17 protein-coding genes and 1 pseudogene are annotated in these 20,754 nt (G+C 58.6%); 7 read left to right on the top strand and 11 right to left on the bottom strand.

Translation table 11 applies throughout. The features are described from left to right. Nucleotides 1-221: 221 nt before the first annotated feature. The 3 genes and pseudogenes from SG26_RS22220 to SG26_RS20810 all read right to left on the bottom strand — a co-directional run. Nucleotides 222-299 (bottom strand): annotated as a pseudogene (locus SG26_RS22220) (hypothetical protein); the annotation flags it as partial. Between the two features lie 386 nt (nt 300-685). Then, a complete protein-coding gene (locus SG26_RS17230) occupies nt 686-1,603 on the bottom strand; it encodes a hypothetical protein (RefSeq protein WP_023843000.1) in 918 nt (305 codons plus the stop codon). Between the two features lie 108 nt (nt 1,604-1,711). Next, complete coding sequence (locus SG26_RS20810; RefSeq protein ID WP_228841597.1) at nt 1,712-2,887, bottom strand: glycoside hydrolase family 55 protein; 1,176 nt, start codon at nt 2,885-2,887, stop codon at nt 1,712-1,714. A gap of 640 nt (nt 2,888-3,527) precedes the next feature. Here SG26_RS20810 and SG26_RS17215 point away from each other — a divergent pair. The 3 genes from SG26_RS17215 (at nt 3,528) to SG26_RS17205 (ending at nt 7,007) form a co-directional block, all read left to right on the top strand. Continuing rightward, nucleotides 3,528-4,499 carry a glycosyltransferase family 2 protein gene (locus tag SG26_RS17215; RefSeq protein ID WP_014031157.1) on the top strand — a complete coding sequence of 324 codons (972 nt, stop codon included), beginning with the start codon at nt 3,528-3,530 and terminating at the stop codon, nt 4,497-4,499. A 129-nt stretch (nt 4,500-4,628) separates the two neighbouring features. Beyond that, complete coding sequence (gene wecB, locus SG26_RS17210) at nt 4,629-5,777, top strand: non-hydrolyzing UDP-N-acetylglucosamine 2-epimerase (protein WP_014031158.1); 1,149 nt, start codon at nt 4,629-4,631, stop codon at nt 5,775-5,777. 30 nt (nt 5,778-5,807) lie between these two features. Beyond that, nucleotides 5,808-7,007 carry a glycosyltransferase family 4 protein gene (locus SG26_RS17205; protein ID WP_014031159.1) on the top strand — a complete coding sequence of 400 codons (1,200 nt, stop codon included), beginning with the start codon at nt 5,808-5,810 and terminating at the stop codon, nt 7,005-7,007. A gap of 78 nt (nt 7,008-7,085) precedes the next feature. On the opposite strand, the gene SG26_RS17200 is transcribed toward SG26_RS17205, so the two are convergent. Both SG26_RS17200 and SG26_RS17195 read right to left on the bottom strand, forming a co-directional pair. After that, entirely contained in the window at nt 7,086-9,008 is a 1,923-nt protein-coding gene (locus SG26_RS17200) for an alginate lyase family protein (protein ID WP_228841598.1), read from the bottom strand. Then, on the bottom strand, nt 9,001-10,317 hold the full coding sequence (locus SG26_RS17195) for a glycosyltransferase family 4 protein (RefSeq protein ID WP_050038318.1): 1,317 nt from the start codon (nt 10,315-10,317) through the stop codon (nt 9,001-9,003). The genes SG26_RS17200 and SG26_RS17195 overlap by 8 nt, the downstream gene beginning before the upstream one ends. Before the next feature lie 327 nt (nt 10,318-10,644). Between SG26_RS17195 and SG26_RS17190 the strand changes: the two genes are divergently transcribed. Then, entirely contained in the window at nt 10,645-11,406 is a 762-nt protein-coding gene (locus tag SG26_RS17190; RefSeq protein WP_050038317.1) for a glycosyltransferase family 2 protein, read from the top strand. Nucleotides 11,407-11,459: 53 nt separating this feature from the next. Here SG26_RS17190 and SG26_RS17185 read toward each other — a convergent pair whose 3' ends face one another. From SG26_RS17185 to SG26_RS17165, 5 genes are read right to left on the bottom strand one after another with little or no spacing between them, the layout of a single operon-like run. After that, on the bottom strand, nt 11,460-11,894 hold the full coding sequence (locus SG26_RS17185) for a PTS fructose transporter subunit IIB (protein ID WP_014031163.1): 435 nt from the start codon (nt 11,892-11,894) through the stop codon (nt 11,460-11,462). Further along, nucleotides 11,891-13,576: a phosphoenolpyruvate--protein phosphotransferase gene (gene ptsP, locus SG26_RS17180; RefSeq protein WP_014031164.1), complete on the bottom strand. Its 1,686-nt coding sequence runs from the start codon at nt 13,574-13,576 to the stop codon at nt 11,891-11,893. Before ptsP ends, SG26_RS17185 begins: the two co-directional genes overlap by 4 nt. Next, nucleotides 13,569-13,856, bottom strand: coding sequence for an HPr family phosphocarrier protein (locus SG26_RS17175; protein ID WP_008311983.1), 288 nt, complete (start codon nt 13,854-13,856; stop codon nt 13,569-13,571). Before SG26_RS17175 ends, ptsP begins: the two co-directional genes overlap by 8 nt. Next, the gene (locus tag SG26_RS17170) at nt 13,853-14,329 is read right to left on the bottom strand and encodes a PTS sugar transporter subunit IIA (RefSeq protein WP_014031165.1); all 477 of its coding nucleotides are present in this window, start codon (nt 14,327-14,329) and stop codon (nt 13,853-13,855) included. The genes SG26_RS17175 and SG26_RS17170 overlap by 4 nt, the downstream gene beginning before the upstream one ends. Before the next feature lie 14 nt (nt 14,330-14,343). Further along, nucleotides 14,344-15,483 carry a PTS fructose transporter subunit IIC gene (locus SG26_RS17165; RefSeq protein ID WP_014031166.1) on the bottom strand — a complete coding sequence of 380 codons (1,140 nt, stop codon included), beginning with the start codon at nt 15,481-15,483 and terminating at the stop codon, nt 14,344-14,346. A 244-nt stretch (nt 15,484-15,727) separates the two neighbouring features. Here SG26_RS17165 and SG26_RS17160 point away from each other — a divergent pair, with 244 nt between their 5' ends. After that, nucleotides 15,728-17,686 carry an archaea-specific SMC-related protein gene (locus SG26_RS17160; protein WP_050038316.1) on the top strand — a complete coding sequence of 653 codons (1,959 nt, stop codon included), beginning with the start codon at nt 15,728-15,730 and terminating at the stop codon, nt 17,684-17,686. Nucleotides 17,687-17,726: 40 nt separating this feature from the next. Here the strand turns inward: SG26_RS17160 and rdfA are convergent, their stop codons facing one another. Next, complete coding sequence (rdfA, locus tag SG26_RS17155) at nt 17,727-18,323, bottom strand: rod-determining factor RdfA (protein WP_014031168.1); 597 nt, start codon at nt 18,321-18,323, stop codon at nt 17,727-17,729. Between the two features lie 309 nt (nt 18,324-18,632). Here rdfA and SG26_RS17150 point away from each other — a divergent pair, with 309 nt between their 5' ends. Beyond that, nucleotides 18,633-19,325 (top strand): hypothetical protein, encoded by a 693-nt coding sequence (locus tag SG26_RS17150; RefSeq protein WP_225308136.1) that lies wholly within the window; start codon nt 18,633-18,635, stop codon nt 19,323-19,325. Next, entirely contained in the window at nt 19,322-20,632 is a 1,311-nt protein-coding gene (locus tag SG26_RS17145) for a hypothetical protein (protein ID WP_175055172.1), read from the top strand. Before SG26_RS17150 ends, SG26_RS17145 begins: the two co-directional genes overlap by 4 nt. The last annotated feature ends 122 nt before the right edge of the window (nt 20,633-20,754 follow it).

Raw genomic sequence — 20,754 nt, 5'->3', positions numbered from 1 at the left:
CCTGTCATCTGTGACCCGTCGCTGCTGCGGGCGCGGAACATCATGTGCCAGCGTGACTGCCCTCCGACCATCTGAAGGACTGTCGAACCGAAACCCTCACCCTTCCACGTGAGATTATCCCAACTTCCGTCCATCGGATAATCGAGCGGGAAGGGACTGTTGGAACCGACAAGGTATGTGCCGGCCGGGAAATAGACCGTTCCACCTGGGGACGCAGCGTCAGCCGCCGCTCTGATCGCGGCCGTGTCGTCCGTTGAACCGTCTCCGACAGCACCGTGGTCGGTAACATCTTGTGCCATGGTTACAGCACCTCCGTGTCAGGAGTTGTGTCCTGGTTGTGTAGTGCTAATACCGCGCTCGTCCGGGTCAGCTCCGCGAATATTTCTGGTTTCACACGCCAGTAATTACTAATTACTCTAATAACCGTTGTTCCGATTTAGCTCATTTCGATAAAATATTGGATGTTGATACTCTCTCTTACTACCCGTATTGTTACCAGTCAAATACTCTTTTCCGGTTTTATTTGCTGGTAATTCGAAGCACTCCCATTCGGAGTAGAAATAATGAGGAGTGGTAGCCTCCTCCTAACTCCGATATATCGTCAGTAGCTGTATGCCATCGCCACTGTCCAGTGGTAGACAGGCCAGCGACTTCGTATGGTCTTACCCACGAGGTGGTCGACCGTTCATTTGTATCCAAGGTCCTTGAGACTCTGTTCGATCTCTGCTTGATCGATATCTGTCAATTGGCTCCGCGGCGATTCCGATCTGATCGTTCGTCGTGACTCATTCGAGACGACGTGCCACGGGACCTGAACCAGCTCGTCAGTGTAGACTCTGATCGGATGACCGAACCAACTAACAGGAAACGGTGAAAGCCGTTCTCCGAGCGCCTCGCCGTGGTCTGCACTGATAACTGTCTTTCCCTCTAATTCTTCGACAAGGCGCTGAACGTGTTTTAGTACATACTGGAGGTTATCCTGATACGCTGCTCGGATAGTGTCCGTATCAACTGAACTTCGCCGCACATACTCACGCATATCCACCCGTTTCTGTTCGAATCCGTCGATATCAGTTCCGATATATGGATGGTGCGGTTGCATGTAATGAATCACCAAGCGTTTATTCGGATACTGTCCGATCTTATCCAGCGCGGCCTCAGTAACGGCCTCCGCACTGGGGACAAACCCGTCTGCTGCATCTCGTTCTACATCATAGTACGCGTGGAATTCACAGTCGAAGTCGTCGCTATTCTGGAGGTCGAGATACCATCGGTTACCGGAGATTACGACAGTGTCGTGCAATCGCTTCCCATTGAAATTCCCTCTGACGAACTGTCTGCTTGTGCTTCCCCGAGATTCACGCATCTCTATCGGGCCGACAAACGGGGTCGTTGCAGTGTAGGCGTCATACCGGCACGCATCAAGTAGAATTAGATTGTCCCAGTCTTCATCGGCGATGATATCGGTCCCGGAAGTGTTGTACTCCACACCCCCCGTAAACTCATAGTACATCTTATTAATTCCAAGTCCAATAAGGCCCGGATCCCTTACCGCTTGCAGAAGGAATTCCGGATTATCCCGGAGACTTGCGAGTACTTCCATATGTCAATTTGCCACTCAGTTTGTGCTACTAATTATTAAGCTCCTACCTTGATTGGATAGTCTATATCGGACGGACGGCCATTATCACTGAGAGGTTATTTTTACAAATCACTTCGTCCGTGGCCCGACATCACTTTCGGATACTACATCCGGCTCTAGTGGGTCGCCTCCCTGAGTCTCGCGTGCCACTGTTACACCGTCGTTTCGGCCGAGGCCCCCTGTCCCGTCGTGAATGACTTCGTCAATCGAGCCCGACCCCTCGAATATTTTCAAAGCGGGCCCGCTGTTGTCCGTCCCAACGTTATGAATCGAGATCCGCCCAGAGGTTCCGAAGTCCAGTTTCTCCGTTCGAATCCCTCCTCTATCATTCCCTCGTTCAACATTGTTTTTGTCCACGTTTTTTATTGCAACTTCATTGAGTTGGAGCGTAGAGCGGTTCGGTAAATCCAGGCCGGGCCAGCCACCTCCGTCTATCAGAACGTTATCGAGTCGTATGTCAGCCATATAGAAGTCAAACGGATTCATTTTAACCGGAATCCGTGTTTCTGCGTCGCCAAGCATCTGTGTATTCGTTACGCTCACTGAGGCGGCTGTGGGATCAACTTTCAGCGCTCCAAAACTATTCTTTATTATACACTCCTCGACTCGGACTGTTTGTAGATCTTTGTTTTCGTCTGACCCTACATCAATCGAGACACCCCGTTGGTTGGTACAGTAGACGTTCTTAATCACCGTCTGGGTCTTCTGAGCGGTCTGGTTTGGAGTGATCGCATGGGCGTAGGACTCGTCCCCGTTGTCTTTGAACGTACAGTATCTGATGTCAGCATCCATCCCACCGACCATCTTCACGCCAGAGTTGCGTGTCGAAGTGACCACACAATCCCGCATTGCCAACTGACCATCAGCGCCGTTCGTTCTAATCGCGGTTCCGACGCCGCTTTGCTTATCCGAGTTGAGATCAATAGTCAAATGTTCGAGACGTATCTCGTCATCTTCACTACCTGTTCTCGGTGTTATGTGTAGTCCATAATGGACTCCATCTTGTCCGGGTGCCATGACGAGTCTTGCTGTCTCCTGTTCGGGACCGCGGAGCGTGACGTTTTGCTGTCTCTGGTCAAGAGTGATAGCGCCCGGCAGGTCACGCTGTGGACTTATCAGCACTTCTCCGGGAGGGAACTCAACTATTCCGTCCGGTGCGGCAGCATCTATGGCCCGTTTTATCGCGGCAGTATCGTCAGTCTCTCCATCGACGCTTGCTCCGTACTCAACTACATCGGCAACCACAGGCGTCTCTTGCTGTTGTGGTGTCTGGTCGTTCGGACTGCTGTCGGTACTGGGACTAGGACTGGGCGTGGGACTGTTGTCGTCACCATCCGATGGTTGATTCCTGTTCTCGCCCCGAGAGCTTGAGTCAATCGCGTACAGTCCTATGCCAGTTCCAGAGATCCCCAGAGCAGCTAATAGGCTCCGACGGGTTAGTTGCTTGTCTGGCATTTACAAACTGTTTTGCCCTTGTTACTGCAGAAAGCTGAGAGAGCTGTGACTATATCGCCCAAATACGGGATAGAGTATCTTCGAGAGTCGCGTTGTCGCTTGGTGATATCCCCCAAAGTGTTCACCATGTTACGAGAGAGAAGGAGACTCGCAGTAATAAATATACTGAGCGTACTTGGGGATACCTGTAGTAGATACTGTTTTCATTGCCTCACTGTTCGGGTAGCGTTTATATAACTAAATTCCACAACAGCGAATTCTCAGCTACCAGTTGCTCCGATGATGTGTCCTGAGAAAACTACGGTAGCCATGAAAGAGCGTTCATACGATAAGGAACGGTGGTCGTAGTGTCGTACCTTCACAGCCTGCATCAACCGGTTACAGGCGATTTCAGGGGCCCAAGACATCAGATAACACAGTTACCGAACCGATGACCGAAAACGAGGGACATTCGGCGAATCCGCTTGTAACGGTAGTAATAACCACCTATGACCGGCCGGAATTCCTACAGAAGGCTGTTGACACAGTCACTGCGCAACGATACGATCCGATTGAACTCATCGTGGTTGACGACCACTCACCGACTCCTGCTGACGATGTTCTCAACGACCGAGATCCGGATTTCGAACGCTTCGAGATCCACAGGCACGCCGAGAACCAGGGCGCAAACGCCGCTCGGAACACCGGCATCGAGGTCGCCTCGGGCGAGTACATCGCCTTCTTAGACGACGACGACAGGTGGGATCCTGAAAAGATAGCCACACAGGTCAATGCGTTTCAGGACAGCGGTCCCGAAGTCGGTGTCGTCTACACTGGACGGAAAGTAGTGGACGACGACGGGGGCGTTACCCGAGTCTGGGCACCAGACCAGCCAGACGGAGATATGACGAAGGCGTTGCTCTGTCGGAACGTCGTCGGGACACAGTCTTCGGTCATGGTCCGTTCGGATATCGCCAAGGAGACCCCCTTCGACGAGACGATACCCCGATGGGCGGATCTGGAATGGTACGTGGCGGCATCGACGAAATGTGAGTTCGCCGCCGTCGACGAACCGCTCGTCATTTACGACCGTCGCGCCCACAATCGTATTTCTGATGACTACGAAGTCCTCGAAGAGAGCTATGAGCTGTTCATCGAAAAGTACCGCGACCTCGCGGCCAGTTACGGACCGCTGTTCGAACGGAAAATGTTAGCCTGGTCTGCCTACCGGGTCGGAAACGCATCGCTGAATGCGAGATACTACGACATGGCTCGACGATATTTTTTCCGGGCACTTGCTCTGTATCCGTTTGAACCCACGTTTCTCATTTACGCTGCAACTACTGTTGGCGGTCGAACGACTCACAGAATCAGCCAGCACATCAAACGAATCCTCCCGCATCGCCTCGTACCTATCAGCTAAATACTATTTCGTTCAAACTGTGTTGTCTCGGGAAAAGCACTCCATAACAAAGCCCACGAATTCCTGTCTTGAAGACATGATGTCTAGTGACCTGTCCCATGGCCGATACTGCGGCGGGGGTGAGAGTTAGTGGCGAACGCGACGGCGGCGTTCGTCCTCGGAACCCGGCCGGAAATCATCAAGCTCGCGCCAGTCATCAAGGAATGTGATCGCCGTGACGTATCGACAATCGTTATCCATACGGGTCAACACTACTCGAAGTCCCTGGACACGGTCTTTTTCAGGCAGCTTGACCTTGCCCCACCAGCGGTCAACCTCGATGTCGGATCGGGAAGTCATGGAGAGCAAACCGGTGAGATGGTAATCGGCATCGAACAGCACCTGAAAGACGCAGACCCGGACGTGTTGTTCGTGCAGGGCGATACGAACTCCACGCTTGCTGGCGCGCTCGCGGGAAGTAAACTCGATATCGAAGTGGCACATATCGAGGCGGGACTCCGGAGCTACGACCGTGATATGCCGGAAGAGCGAAACCGGATCATCATTGACCATGCGGTCGATCACCTGTATCCACCTACAGGGGAGACCGCAAACCTCCTCAGGGAGGAAGGGATTTCGGATAATCGGATTACCGTCACTGGAAACACAATCGTCGATGCTGTTATGGCTTATGACGACACGTCATCGTCGGTGAGTTCGATTCTGGCAGATCTCGACCTCTCACCGGGTGAATTCGACCTGCTGACAGCCCATCGCGCCGAGAACGTCGACGACAGAGACCGGTTTGCGAATATTCTCTTCGGCGTGGCAGCAGCCGCAACACGCCGTGAAAACGACGTGATCTATCCCGTCCATCCGCGTGCGAAAGACCGGCTTGAGGAGTTCGATCTCTCGGTTCCGGACTGTATTCGGACAGTCGAACCGCTGGATTTCTTCGATTTCCTGCGGCTAGAGAGTACGGCTTCGCTGGTCTTTACCGACTCCGGTGGTGTTCAGGAAGAGACCTGTGTGCTGGGCACTCCGTGTGTCACCCTCCGGAACGGAACCGAACGGCCTGAGACTGTGTTTGCTGGTGCGAACTGTATCGTCGGCCATCGGCCGGATGATATTGTCGCCGGTGCCCGACAGATGCGGCCAAAGGTTGGCGACTGGGAGCTGCCTTTCGGCGACGGGAACGCATCCGAGTACATCTTGGATGACCTCGGCTTCGATGCGTCACACCGCACGAGACAACCCCAGGAGCGTGCGGCCAGTAGTGGCGGAGTAAAGGAGCCATAACTTAGCCCGCGTCTATCGAGTTGTTCACTAATGGTGTCACGGGTTCTGGCTAGTGCTGTTAATCATCCCGACAGTATCAATCCGTATATCGGCCTTTTCAACCATCGAATTATCCGCTCATTGCAGGACAGTGGACTGTCCGTGGACGCAGTTGCGCCGCGGCCTTTTGCACCGCCTGTTGGCCCGAAATCGGAGTACAACATGTTGCCATCTGTCGAGGAGTGGGACGGATACGACGTGCACCACCCCCGGTTCTGGTACCTCCTCCCAAAGCGACTGTTCTACGGCCTCTCGGGCGATTCGTTCGCAAAGCGAGTCTCGGAATACGTTGATGAAACGTTTGAGGAGCCCGACCTCGTTCAGGCGTGTCACATCTACCTTGACGGGTACGGGTTACTGCCGTACTGTCGTAACCACGATGTTCCGCTGTTTGTCGTTTCACACGGTCATTTCATGAACAACTACGAAGACCTCGCTCGGGGTGTCCGGTCACGGGTCGACGAAACGCTCACGGCGTGCTCAAAAGTGCTGTGTGTGAGTGATGCACTCGCTGATACCGCTCGCTCCCACGTCTCTTCAGAGAAAGTCGAGACCGTCCCTATCGGCGCAACCCCTGAGCGCTATCCCACTGACCAGGAGTCACAGCTCCGCAGGGAACTGGGCATCGATGCTGACGCCACCGTGGCACTGTTCGTCGGCGAGTTCTGCGAACGAAAGGGTATCCCGGAGGTAACGACTGTCCTCCCGGAACTGTCGCTTCCTGATACCGAGTTTGTCTTCATCGGCCACGGTGGGGCACAGCGCTCGGAACTTCAAGCGGCGCTGGCAGAGAGTGATTTCAGTGGCCGCCACGTCTATACGGGCATCACATCGCTGGCGCTTCGCCGGTGGCTGACCGTCGCTGACCTGTTAGTGTTACCCAGTCGCGCAGAAGGCCGACCGACAGTTATCTACGAGGCAATGGCGGCTGAAACCGCCGTGTTAGGGACGGATATCGGTGGTGTTTCCGAGCAAGTCGTCGACGGAGAGACCGGCGTACTCATCCAGCCTCGCGATGCGACCGCGCTTGCCGATGCACTGGAGTCGCTTACCACCGATTCTGACCGGTTAGCAGAACTGGGGTCGAACGGCCACCAGCGACTCGTCAATCAGGGCTGGACCTGGGACGGGTACGCTACCCGCGTTCGGGAACTGTACGCGGAGTTCGAAGGCAAGGGCCTGCAGACATAAGAGCGACCCAGACGACCATACTGGAAACTCGGACGCGAAGAGCGAAACGAATTACAGAGGTGTGAACACCGGACGGTGTCAGTCCTCGATAGATGTGAGTGGCTGAAACACGGTCCCCACCTGAACCCCCGTTGCCTCGTCTCCGTCACGGGTTACGTCTACCGTATCAATATCGTCCGTGCTCAAGAGAAATCCAAACGAAACGTCCGAGCCATCCGTCCGAAGGGTTATGCCCGTACGTGGCATCGAGCGTCCAAACTCGGGATAGTACGGACGCTGGTCGCGGGTAATTCGGTCTGTATCCAGCGGGTAAATATGTGCGATTCCGGTCTCTGAACCGCCCTCTAGGGAACTGACGACCAGATGCTGCTGACCGTCGGACGGTGTCGACCGGACAGTGACGGCCGGGTCTAGGTGCAATCGACTCCGTATCGGAGCGGATTTTTCGGCCGAGACAGTGTCCCAGACGAGCCACCACGTGTCAGATCCGTAGATGTGCCGGCGGTGACTGTACTGTGGCTGTGACGAGGACTCGGTTCGATAGTGGCCATCAAAGCACGTCAGACCATCGCGGTGCTCGTACGCGACTTCCGGTTCGATTCGACGGCCGAACAAGTAGCTTCCCCCAGTCTGAATGGGCTCTACGTCGTCGTATTGAACCGTATTATGCGCTTCGACACTCCGTGAGTACTGGCGCTCCGTCGTTGGCAGGTACTCGAATACTCCCGTGTCCGTGAGGATCCGCTGCCCGTCGGCCCACCAGAGGACAGCGAAGTGGTCGTTGTGCGAATGGGCGGGGAGATGCGGCGGGCCGATTGCACCACCGTCGACGAGGAGGCGGCTCCGACCGGTTCCGAGCCAGTAGTACCCCGATGCAGTGGGCGCGTTCTGCGCGGATGTGGTCTCATCGGTCGGTTCAATGCCCACTGCACGGGCATACGCGAGACAGCTCTGCAGAGGCAAGGCAAGACCGAACACCGAGTCGTTCAGGAGTGGTAGGCGTCCGTCGGGTGGCTCCATGTCACGGAGGAACCGAACGCCCGCAGTCGCGACCCGCTGAACCTCCGGAGGGATTTCCCGACCGACTCGTTTCAGGAGGTTGATGACAGTCAGATACCGCGTCACCGTCACAGCGTGGTACATCGGACTGCGCTCGAAGTGGCCGCCGTCCGCACGGAACTGTTCGGCCGTTTCGACGAGCACATCTAGCCCCTGTTTGACCCACTGCTGGCCGGACTCGGGGAAAAAAAGACCGGCCATGACCAGCGCCGCACCGTTCTCGATGAGGTGGTTCCCGCCGATATCGTGTTCGACGTGATTCGAGAGGAACGCGGCGTTTTTGTAAACGAGCTTTCGGAGCCGTGCCGAGTGAGGCGGTTCAAGCACGTCCTCAGCCCAGGCATAGAATCTGACCAGATTGAGGATCCGAAGCGAAACCGCGTGGGGCGTCCACGAGCGACGCAAATACGCCGGCTGACCGATCCGGTTTGACCCCGATCTGTCCCAATCACGAAGCCATTGTTCGAGGGTTTCTTCGACTGCGGTGCAGTCAGTTGGCGACTGATACCCCAACACTGGCCACATGAGGAACGCGAATCCATGAAACTGGAGCCCCCACAGCGTCGACGGTTCGGGCACACCAGCCCCCTCCCAGTCGACGCCGGACGCGGACTCGACTGTCACTGTCCGATTTCTGAACGTCACTTCGCCGGCAGCGATGCCCTGTGACAACTCGCGGAAATCGGTTTGTCCTGACGAGGGTAATGCGTCACGGAGCAAAGCAGTGTTTCTCGCAACGGGATCGGGTGCGCCGGACAGTGATGCCGGAACCGACCCCTCGTAGCGAGCGTCGAAATCGACTGGAACCGCTGGCACGATGAGATGACGGAGCTTTCGCTCCGCTATCCCGGCCAGTTGCCGGGGCTGCATGTTTCGTGCAGTGTGATACAGCAACGGCACTCGGTCGCGGTCCAACAGCGCGGTGAGCGTCGTATCACTCATTCCGTGGTCCGGCGTCGGTTGTCGTTCCGTGGTCAAGCGCGATGTTCGTTCGGTTCGATTCTCCAGCTGGAGCCGTCGACGTACCGTCCATAAGCTGACGTATCTGGTCATCGAAACGGACGGCGATATGGCTCCGGTCGTAGGTCGGACTGACGTAGTCTTGCCCGGATTGCCCCCGTTCGCGGCGCTTGGCTTCTGAGGCGAGTAAGCTGTCAAACGCAGTTGCGATACCGCCGGGATCAGGCGTAGTGTGAATACCACCGCCGGACTGCTCGATGAACCGTTCGAGCTCACCCTGTCCAGTCGTAACGACTGGTAGTCCAGCGCCCATGTACTCGTACACCTTCGTCGGCATGGCGTAGTCGAGTTCCGAGTCGTCGAGTAGCGGCGCGATACCGATGGCGGCGTCGTCGAGTGCTGCTGGAACCGCTTCGTGAGGTATCGGGCCGGTGAACTCAACGGCGTCTTCGACGCCTGCCTCCGTGACGACCTCCCGCAGGTGCGGGACTGCGTCGCCGCTGCCGATCAAATAGAGTTCCGCATCGTTGTCGAGCCGCCCCATCGCTCGGATACACTCATCGAGCGCCTGTGCGTGGCCGATATTACCGACGTAGACGATAGCCGGGTCGTCGCTGTCCACCACCGAATCGCCCGATTTGGTCGAAGCGAAGCGGTCCATGTCGACGCCGTTTGGAACCAACAGGAGCTTTTCAGACAGCGCGGCACCGTACTGCTCACAGAGATGGTCGCCTAATGTCTCCGTCGTCACTGCTATCGCATCCGACGTATGGAGGACCTGTCGCTGGAAATACCGGCTGCCGTGCTCTATGATCCCATCTTCGGGAATGAATCCCAGCGACACTGACGCATCGATCCAGAGATCGCGGACATCTACCACCCAGAGGGAGTTCGTAAGCACCGTGACAAAACCCGCAAGCCCGGTCGAAATCGGCGGCGTCGTCGTCATAACGACATCGTACCGTCGCCGAGTTATCAAGAGCCACAGGAACGCATGGAGTGCAAAGGTGACATAGTAGGCGAGCCTAGACACGATTCCCGGGTTCGGTTCGGTCGGTTGCCAGGCCCAGAGCCGGCGCACTGTCACGTCCTGTTGTCGAATCTCTTTCGACCGGTACCAGTCCCGGTCGAACGAACCGTGTGGGAAACACGGCGGTGGTGCAACCACCTCAACGTCCCATCCCCGGGAATCGAGGTTGGTCGCCATGTTCTGGATCCGTGAAGCATGGCCGCTCTTGTCGGGGGGATACTGCTGGGAAATAATTCCGATCTGCCGTGTTCTCTCTGACATCTGGACTACCTCCGAGAAAGCGTCTCGACGGTGATTTGGACGGCTCGATGCGTCACATTACCATCAGCTCTCTCTCCTCGGGAATCCCTCTGGCCGGGAGTTCGCTTTGGCGTTTGATGGCGGAAAAATCGTTGCAGACGGCACCGGCCGGGACGATACGTAAACATCTGTCAGTATCCTCTCAATGAACTGAATTTGTTAGTTACGGCCTACAGTTCGAGACGACGGTCAGCACAGATTTCATCCACTCCCTAAATATCATCCATTCAGCCTGCCGATGTATTTAGAGTCGCTAACCAAGGTATTGGATATACAAGTGTGTCAAAAATGCCGGAACTATCTATCATCATCCCTACGCTGGACCCCAACATAGAGTTCAGTTGGGAAGAGAAGTTGGTGGACGCCGCTGTCGAGGGCGAGATCCTCGTCTGTACCGAAGGCAGTGCTGCAGCAGCGAGAAACAAGGGGATCCGTGAGGCGAACGGGGAGAAACTAGTCTTTCTCGACGACGACTCAGTCCCGAAAGGCGAGTACTTCGACCGCGTTTCCGAGCTGTTGGACGAATATCCGGCTGTTACCGGTCGTATCCACGACACCGGATCCCCATACACACGCGGCCTGTCTGGCCAATACGATCAGGGAGATAATGGACACGTTACTGACACAGTCGTCGGCTGTAATATGGCGATTCGCCGCGATGTGCTGGAAGATGTCGGTGGGTTTGACGAACGTCTCCCGTACGGGCATGAAGAGGTTGAACTGATAGATCGTGTTTGCGAATCCTACACCGTGTGGTACTCGCCCGATCTGCTGGTCGAACACCCGTTCGCCGAATCCATTCCGGACTATTTAGAAAAACAATACCGGCACGGTAAAGAGTCCATTCCGTACTACAAGATCAGAGGCGAAAACGTTCCGAGGCGGATTATGAGATTCATACTGATACCGACATATTATCTCGACTCAACCGTGTCGAAATCGATTATCAGCACCGTCGGACAGGTCGTGAGCAATATCGGGATGCTCCACGGTTACCTGACGTATGAACTGGCGAGTTCGGACCACCTGACTACAGCGGAGACCGATTAGATCGGGGACGTGCGACCGGAACCAACCACGATAGAGACGACAGTGGGACCGTCTCAACTGAACAGTCGCTTCAGCCGAGCGACGAGGCTCTTCGAGCGGTCACCGCCGCGGCGGCGCTGCTGGTCGGACCCCGTCTCCGTGGACTCGGTCCCGTCGGAGTCGACTTCGGTGTCCGGCACGTCGCCGTCGGCGGCCTCGATGGCGTCAGCGATCATCCCTTCGGCGTCGTTAACGGCGTCTTTAACAGTGCCTTTGATCAGCGGAATATTGCTGAACCGGTCCTGGCTGACCGATGTGTCCGAGGCGATGATGGCGGCGTCGGCGGACTCGATGTCCGCTTCGGAGAGCTCGTTTTCAGCCCCCATCGCGCCCTGGACTTCCACTTTGATTTCGTGGCCCAGTTCTTCGGCTGTCTGTTCGAGGTTCTCGGCTGCCATCTGACTGTGTGCGATCCCAGTCGGGCAGGAGGTGACTGCGACGAGTTTCATAGTTCTAGTGTGTCGTGAACTTCGCTGCGCGTTGCGGCGAGTCGGGCGCGGTCTGCGCGCTCGCTCGCGGCACTGTGCTCGGTTTCGCTGACGGCCGTCTTGACTTCCGGAATCGTCACGGCGCTCATGCTGAGTTCGTCCAGGCCGAGGCCGACGAGCAGTTCCGTCAGGTCCGGGTCGCCGGCCATCTCGCCGCACATCCCGACCCAGGCGTCCTCGTCGTGGGCCGACTTGACTGTTTGACGAATTGCGCGGAGGACGCCCGGATGCGTGGGGTCGTGCAGGTCGCCGACGCGCTCGTTCTCGCGGTCGGCGGCCATGACGTACTGCGTGAGGTCGTTCGTCCCGATGGAGAGGAAATCGACGCGTGCGGCGAGTTCCTCGGCCATGAACACGGCGCTTGGCGTCTCGATCATCACGCCGACTTCGGGGTCAGCGACCTCGGTTTCACGGCCTTCGAGGTCGGCCGCCGCTGCGTCCAGCGCATCGAGTGCCCCGTCGAGTTCCTCGACGGTGGCGACCAGCGGGAACATGATGGCGAGGTCTCCAGCCCCGTCCGCAGCGGCGCGCAGCAGCGCACGGAGCTGTGTGGCGAACAGATCCGAGTCGGGGTCGAGCGAGCGCCGGATGCCGCGCTCCCCGAGGAAGGGGTTTTCCTCCGCCGGCAGGTCGAGGTAGGGGATTCGCTTGTCGCCGCCGATGTCCAGCGTCCGGACGACGACGCGGCCGTCCGGAAACGTGTCGAGCACCTCGCGGACGGCCTCGTACTGCTCGTCTTCGGACGGCGGCGTCTCCCGGTCGAGGAAGAGGAACTCAGTGCGGTAGAGGCCAACGCCGTCGGCACCCCGTTGTGCTGCGGGGTCCAGTTCCGCTGGCTGTCCGATGTTCGCCGCGACCTCGATGTGTTTCCCGTCGGTGGTTTCGACGGACTCGTCGACGATAGCTGCCCCAGACCCGCTCGCTGCGGCCTCTCGCTCGTCGTCGTCGGGACCGACCAACAGCGTCCCGTCGTCGCCGTCGACCACGACTTCTGTCCCTCCCTCGACGGATTCGAGCGTCTCGCCGATACCGACGACCGCCGGCAGGGCCAGCGAACGGGCGAAAATCGCCGCATGGGATGTTCGGCCGCCGGTGACCGTGGCGAATCCGGCGACGCGTTCCGGGTCGAGCTGTGCCGTGTCGCTGGGCGTCAACCGCTCGGCGAGGACGACGCTGCCCTCGGGGAGGTCGCCGAGGTCGACCCGCTCCCCGTCCGTCAGCAGACGGAGGAGCCGATCACGCACGTCACGGAGGTCGTCCGCGCGCTCGGCCATCCGGCCGTCCATCCCTTCGAACTGCTCGATGTGTTCGCCGAAGGCGGCATCGACGGCGTTCGGTGCGGGAAGCCCCTCGCCGATCATCGTCTCGACGGCGTCCTCGATGGTCGGGTCTTCGAGGAACTGGATGTGCGCGTCGAACACCGCGGCTTCCTGTTCCCCGACGCGTTCGGCGGTCGCCTCGCGCTCGGACTCCAGTTCGGTTCGGGCGGTGTCGACGGCGTCGGCGAACCGCTCGCCCTCCATTTCGGGATCGACTTCCACGCCGTCCGGGTCCAGGAGCGAGATGTCTCGGCCGTACCAGACAACCGACCCGACGCCGGAGCGCGGCGTCGCACCGGTACCGTGAAGCGTGCGTTCAGCCATCGTCAGTGTCCAGTTCCGCCTCTGGCGTTGTCAGTATCCGCTCCAGTTCGTCGAGCACTGCTTCTGCATCCGGCCCGTCGGCGACCAGTTTGATGTCGTCGTCCTGTCCGACGCCGAGGCTGGTGACTGCGATCATACTCGCCGCCTGGACGAGGTCACCGTCCGGACGACCGGCCGAGACCTCGGCCTCGTGGTCGTTGACCGCCTGGACGAACGCCGACGCCGGCCGAGCGTGCAGGCCAGCCTCCGGAACAATCGTCACAGTGCGCTCGACCGTCATGCGATTGCCTCCCGGAGTGCGTCCTGAACGGTCGTCTCGTCCTCTGCCTCGTGGAGTCGGTCCCGAACGTCGTCATGCATCAGGGCCCGCGAGAGGGAACTGAGAATGTTGAGGTGCTCCTCGCCGCCGGCCTCCGGGACGAGAATCATGAAGATGAGCGTCGCCGGCTCGCCGTCCATCGAGCCGAAGTCGACGCCTTCTTCGGAGTGAGCAAATGCCAGTGACGGGCGGTTCACAGCGTCAGTCTTCGCGTGTGGAATCCCGATCCCCATGCCGACGCCCGTAGTGGTCTCCGATTCGCGTTCCAGCAGCGCGTCGAGTGCGCGGTCGCGGTCCTCGACCTTGCCGCCGTCGACTAGTAGGTCGAGCAAGAACTCGATACACGCTTCCTTTTCGGCTGGTGGCTCGGACAGCGAAATGTGGCTGGCCGGAATCAGTTCTTCGATGTCGTCCGCTGCGATTGCGTCTGTCATTGTAGTCTCCGTAGTTAGTCGTCCGTCGGTTGCGTGGTGCTCGTCTCCGCCCCGGCGTCGATACGGTCTTCGAAGTCCGGTTTGATCACCGTCGCGACGACGGCCGTCACGAGTGAGCCCAGAAGGATGCTGCCCAGGAATGCGAGTGGCTGGTTCGAAAGCAGGACCACGAAGATACCGCCGTGGGGTGCGGGCATCGTGACGCCGAGGGCCATCGAGGTCGCGCCGCCGACAGCGCTACCGGCCACAATAGCCGGGATGACGCGCAGCGGGTCCGCGGCTGCGTACGGAATCGCGCCCTCGGTGATGAACGACAGGCCGAGCACGACACCGCTTTTTCCGTTCTCGTACATCTCGGCCGCGTACTTGTGCGGTGCAATAAAGTTTGAGAGCGCGAGGCCGATCGGCGGAACCATCCCGCCGATCATCACCGCGGCCATCGGTGCGTAGATCTCCTCCGTGATGAGCCCAGTCGCGAACACGTAAGCGACCTTGTTAACGGGACCACCCATGTCGAAGGCCATCATCCCGCCGAGGATGAGGCCGACGACGATAGCCTGGCCGCCCTGCATCGACTGCAGGAAAGAGGTCAGGGCTTCGTTGGCGAGTGCGACAGGGACGCCCAGCACGAACAGCATGATGGGCGTTAGAACCGCCATTGTCGCGACAGGGATCAGCAGTACCGGCATCATCGGCTGGATGAACTCGGGGACGTCGAGGTTCTTGAAGAAACGCGCGACGTACCCGGCCAGCAGCCCAGCGACGATTGCGCCGAGATAGCCGGCACCGGCTTCGCCGCCGGAGATACCGATTACTGTCGCCGCTTCGGCGACGACGTTCCCTTGCTGGAGAATGTATGCCAGCAGGAATCCCGGGGCGAGTCCCGGACGGTCGGCGATGGCATACGCGATGTATCCGCCGAGAATCGGAACCATAATCGTCAGCCCGGCGGTACCGACCTGTGCTAGGAACCAGCCTGCCGAGCCGGTGTTCTCGAACACTGTCTGTGTGTCCCCTATCGCGTACGCGACGGCGAGGAAGATACCCCCGATAGTCACGAAGGGGATCATGAACGATACGCCCGTCATCAGGTCCTCCTTGACGGAGGTTACGTGGGCGCGAAGCGCACTCTCGGCCCGGTCTTGATCTGTCATGGTCAACGACACCGACAGCTACGCCCATTGTGTAATATAAAGGTACACGTTTGAGAGTGTTATTTACCGAAATTGTTTGCTATCTGGATTTAGGCGATTGTTTCTGCACGGAACTAGATCCGCGAATCCGTTGGAATAACAGACATATGCTTGTTAGCCGCAGGCAACTACTGGGATAGAAATCGGAATGTGTGGTGCCACACGCGCCATAGTGCTTATATCCGTCACTCGCACACACCGAAATATGGGTTCACTCTCGGTATCTGGGGAGGTGGCTACGTTCACCGTCGAAAAAATCGGGGGGATCGACGAGACGACAGTCGAGGTCCCACCAGGGGTGACTGTGCTCCGAGGCCGGAACGCGACTAATCGGACATCGTTTCTACAGGCGGTGATGTCCGCTCACGGGAGCGAGTGGGCGAGCATCAAAGGTGACGCCGACCAGGGGCACGTCGAACTCTCACTGGGGGAGGAGACGTACACCCAAACACTGACCAGAACGGACAACGGGGTTACCGGGTCGGGCCTCGGCCTGCTCACTGACCTGACGGTTGCGGATCTGTTCGCGTTCCTGCTCGAAGACAACGAGGCCAGACGAGCCGTCGAGCGGGGTGAGGACCTTCGCGAGATCATTATGCGGCCCGTCGACGTGGCGTCGATCCACCGACAGATACGTGCGGCCGAACAGCGCAAGGAAGAGATCGATGCGGAACTCGATCGTATCGCGTCGCTCAAGCGTGACCTCCCGGATCTCGAACGGCAACAGGCAACTCTGCGCGACGAGATCACTGAGACCAGAGACAAACTCCAGCGCGTGGAGGACCGAATCGACGAGCGGGACGTGGATTTCCAGACGACCCAGGAAAACAGGGACGAACTCGAAACGGCCCTCGATGAACTCCAGGCGACTCGATCCGAACTGAAACGTGTGCGAAACGATATCCAGTCAGAACAGGAGAGTATCGCGGCACTGCGCGACGAGCGAGGGAGCCTCGCGGTCGAACGATCCGGGCTTCCGGAATCGCCGGACGAGCGACTCGAAGCGCTCGAATCGGACATCGACCGGCTTCGAGAGCGCAAACGAGAGCTCTCAGAGTACACCACCCGACTGCAGAACGTCGTCGGGTTCAACGAGGAACTGCTGTCCGGCGAGCACCGGGAGATAACCGACGCTATCGACGCAAAGCCAGAAAGTGTGGGTGACATCACGGACCAGCTGTATAAGGGGTCAAAGACGACCTGCTGGACCTGTGGCTCGCGAGTGAAACCGGACCGTATCGAGTCGACGCTCCAGAGTATGCGTGACCACCTTCAGGAGACGGTCACGGAGATCGACGATATCGACGATGAACTCGACGAACTGACCGACCGACGTGACGAAATTGCGGAGACGCGCACGCGAGCGCGAGAACTCACCGCCACGATTGAGGAGGTCGACGCCGAAATCGAGCGCCGGCAGACGACTGTTGTCGACCTCCGAGAGCGACGCAACAACCTCTCCGCCCGCGTCGAGGAACTCGAGGAGCGGGTCACCTCGCTCCGAACCGAAGAGTTCGACGAAGTGCTCGAACTCCATACGAAAGCGAACGAACTGGAGCTGGAACTGGACCGGCTCGAATCCGAACGAGACGAGGTACGCGAGGAGATCGCCGACATCGAGTCGGACATCCGCCGAAACGACGAACTGGCTGCCCAACGGGAAGACGTGGTTGACGAGCTGATCGACCTCCGGTCACGTATCGACCGCCTCGAAGCCGAGGCGACCGACCAGTTCAACGAGAAGATGGACGACCTGCTCGATATTCTCGGCTACGGCAACATCGAACGGATCTGGCTCGAACGGACCGACACGCCCGATGACCCGGTCCATAACAGCGACGACAGCGTCACTGGATCGACGTTCACGCTCCACGTCGTCAGGAGTACCGACGGTGGAACTGTCTACGAAGACACTGTCGGCCATCTGAGCGAGAGTGAGCGGGAAGTGACCGGGCTCGTGTTCGCACTCGCCGGCTACCTCGTCCACGACGTGTACGAGGACGTCCCGTTCATGCTGCTTGACTCACTGGAAGCCATCGATGCGGAGCGCATCGCCTCGCTCGTCGAGTACTTCGCGGAGTACCCCACCTATCTCGTCGTCGCGTTGCTCCCCGAGGACGCGCAGGCGCTTCCGGATAGTTACAACCGGATTACGGATATCTGATCCTGTTGTGGTCCCCCCAAAGACCGAATCTACTGAGCGCTCACTCACAGTCACAGCCGCCGCGGTCGAGAAGGTCACTGATGCCGTAGCGTGTCCCGCAGTCCTGACAGCGAATATCGATGCTCACGAACACTCGGTACTCGCCGACAGTGAGTTTGTCAGCGGTGTTCAGTCGGTCGACCGTGTCCCGGACGATTGTCTCGACGCGGCTGCGGAGGCGGTCTATTGTCCCGCGTTCCTGCTCGACCTGTTCAGTTTCGGATTCAGGCTCGTAGCTCACATCACGAACCTCTGTGAGATAGTACCGAATCGCCTGATACGTGACGAACTGGCTTTCCAGCGTATCGACGTCGATACCTGCCCGTTCGAGTCGGTTCCGCGCTTCGATCCGTTTGCCCGCACTGACGTCGTCGTCCGTCAGGAGTCGATAGAAGTTCGCCGGTTCGCCGTCGATGACGTCCATGCCCGAATTGCGGATTGCAGCCACAAGCAGCGCTTGATTGAACCGATCAGCGAGGTCACGGAGACTCTGCCGTTCCCTATTCTTCCCGAGCCACGCGTGCTCCAGTTCCGTTCCCATCGACGTCAGTCCATACGTTTCGATCAACTGTGCGACTTTCGACTGCGCTGACCCCATTATCGCCAGAACGCGTCGATCCGGTTTAGCCGTTTTGTTGCGATATCTGCGTCTCTCCACCACTTAGCAGCCATACTTCTTGGTTCCAGAAGACATCACTCACAGGGATGTATTTGACCGCGGATGTGTATAATATAAGCCAATAGAGCCGAATATAGTTACATAAGGCCTGAATTCGCGGATATACAAGTACCGAATACGATAGAAAGTCGCTCCTCGATCTATTCTTCGGGATGTCTGGTACGCTCTCGGTAACGTCCATCTACCACGAGAATTTTATACCTGACATTACAAGCGGGAAATTACACGATGGTCCCCTCCACTCGACGTACCCTCCTCCACAGCGCATGCGGGCTAGCGACGATGCTGGCCGGCTGTAGTGGAATGTTCGAGGGCAGCGACGAATCAACACGCACCGCTTCCGAAAACGATGGCTCGACCGCTCCGAGAGCTGGCATGGAGTCCGACCCGGCGGCAGTTGTCACACGCGTTGACGCCGACCGGCAGCCTGTCTGGCTCGACGATGGAGACGGTCGGCCAACCGAAAGCCAGCATTCCCATCGATTGGAGTCCAAGATTATCGATACGGAATCTAAAGCGGACCGGCTCGCCGTCGCCGGAGACGTGGACAGTTCGCTGGTCGAAACCTTCCTCGACGAGACTGACTTCGACACGGAAACCGTCTACGTCCAGAACGTGATGGTCGAGGAGTGCTTTCGACTAACGCTCTGTCAGGTCAGCTGGACGACGAACAGCGTCTCGACCGACTACGGCCGAGTGAGTCGCCCCTACGACGAACCGTGCACAGCAGGCAACAAGGTGTACGCGGTGTGGTTCATCCGGATTCCCGATACAGTCAACGCCGACGACATCTCCAGTTACTCCTCCTCCATCGGTGGGAGCGCCTGTGACAGCCAGCGAGTCGATGCCGAGGGCGAGGGCGGGGGCGGGTCAGCCTCGGATAGCGACCGCCGAACCCAGACTGGTGGTGAGCAGGCATGACCGACGACACGTCCGCGACGGGCGGAGAGTCCGGTCGGATGACCCGCCGTGGTGTGCTCGCCCTGGTTGGGGCCAGTGCTATCGCTGGTTGTAGCAGTATCGACAGTCTGGGTGGGGAACGCGAGGCAACTATCGATGCCTACAATCTGCCCGATGTCCCGCGCGACGAAGAGCGAGAATCCCCTGTCTCTCCTTCGATCCCGGTCGACATCACAGCGGAGCATTTCGACGCCGCGAGGGAGCGGATACGCTCGCTGCTGGCGACGCTTCCCACACCGTTGGGCCCCGAAGAAATCCCGAACGGTCACATCCGACAGCACCTGACAGATGCCGCCAGTAACGCCTCAGACGGCCTCGACGATGCGCGGACGGCCCGAACCGGGTTGATGGCGCTCCGGTCGTTGCGTCGCGCTCGCGAAAACGCCCGCTACGCCGCTGCGGGGTGGAGTGTTGTCGAGAGTGGCCGTACCGCTGCTCCGCTCCGAAACGAGCACGAAAGGACCGTGTCTGCGGCCCACGAAACCCGGCAGAAGCATGACTACATCGGGATTGACCCGGTGCGCGCGGCGCTAGTCCACGCCCGTATCGAGACGGGACTGGAGCGGGCCAGTGACATGGACGTCCTACCCAGAGAAGAGTCGGAGTTACTGTCGGTCGCCGAATGGGGTGAGACGGCCGAGTCGGCACAGGCGTATCTCGACGACGCTCGCCACCTGCGGGCGCGGTTCGCTGCTTCGCTTCCATCCGATGCTGGGACAGTCAGGCCGACGCTGACAGATGCAGCAGAAACACTGCTTGTGGACATCCGCGACAGGCAGGCGGACCTGCCGCCGGAAACGGCCGCTGACGAGCGATCTCCGGGACAGATGGTTGTGGACGAACTCCGCTGGGAGGTGGAGAGCGGTCTCAGCCGCCTCACTGATGCCGTCGGACCCGCGAGCGCTGTTGTCGATGCGAACAGCCAGATCGCCCGGTTCCGAGCGCTTGACCGCATTCAGTCACGTCGGGAGGCGGACGAACTCGCTCGGCCATCGGATGCGAAAACGGTTCGAGACATCAGACAGACCGCGTACGGTGCACTCACCGCGGCCCTTGAATCGACTTCACGGTCAGCACTGGCCCGGACAGTTCTCGTCGACGCCGGCCACAAGGTCATGGCCGCTGACCGTGAGTTAACACATCATCAAGGAGAGATATCGGCCACCACGCTCGATAGAAGCGTTGCGGACTACTGGCACGCGACGGCACTCGCCCGTTCAGTGTCGGCAGCGACGCACCAAACAGTCCGGGCGCTGCAGGCCGACTGAAACGGCACGACAACAGCGCCACAACTGCTTCGGCGATCGTCGACCACGCGCCGCCACACTGTTATGTAGTTCCTTCTTCACAATATCCCTCTGATACTGATAGGCTCTGTGAGCTAATGTTG

The sequence above is a fragment of the Haloarcula sp. CBA1115 genome (genome assembly GCF_000827835.1).
GTDB classification, from domain to species: domain Archaea; phylum Halobacteriota; class Halobacteria; order Halobacteriales; family Haloarculaceae; genus Haloarcula; species Haloarcula hispanica.
Note: the sequence above shows the minus strand (reverse complement) of the source record. Positions and strands in the feature narration are given on the sequence as shown.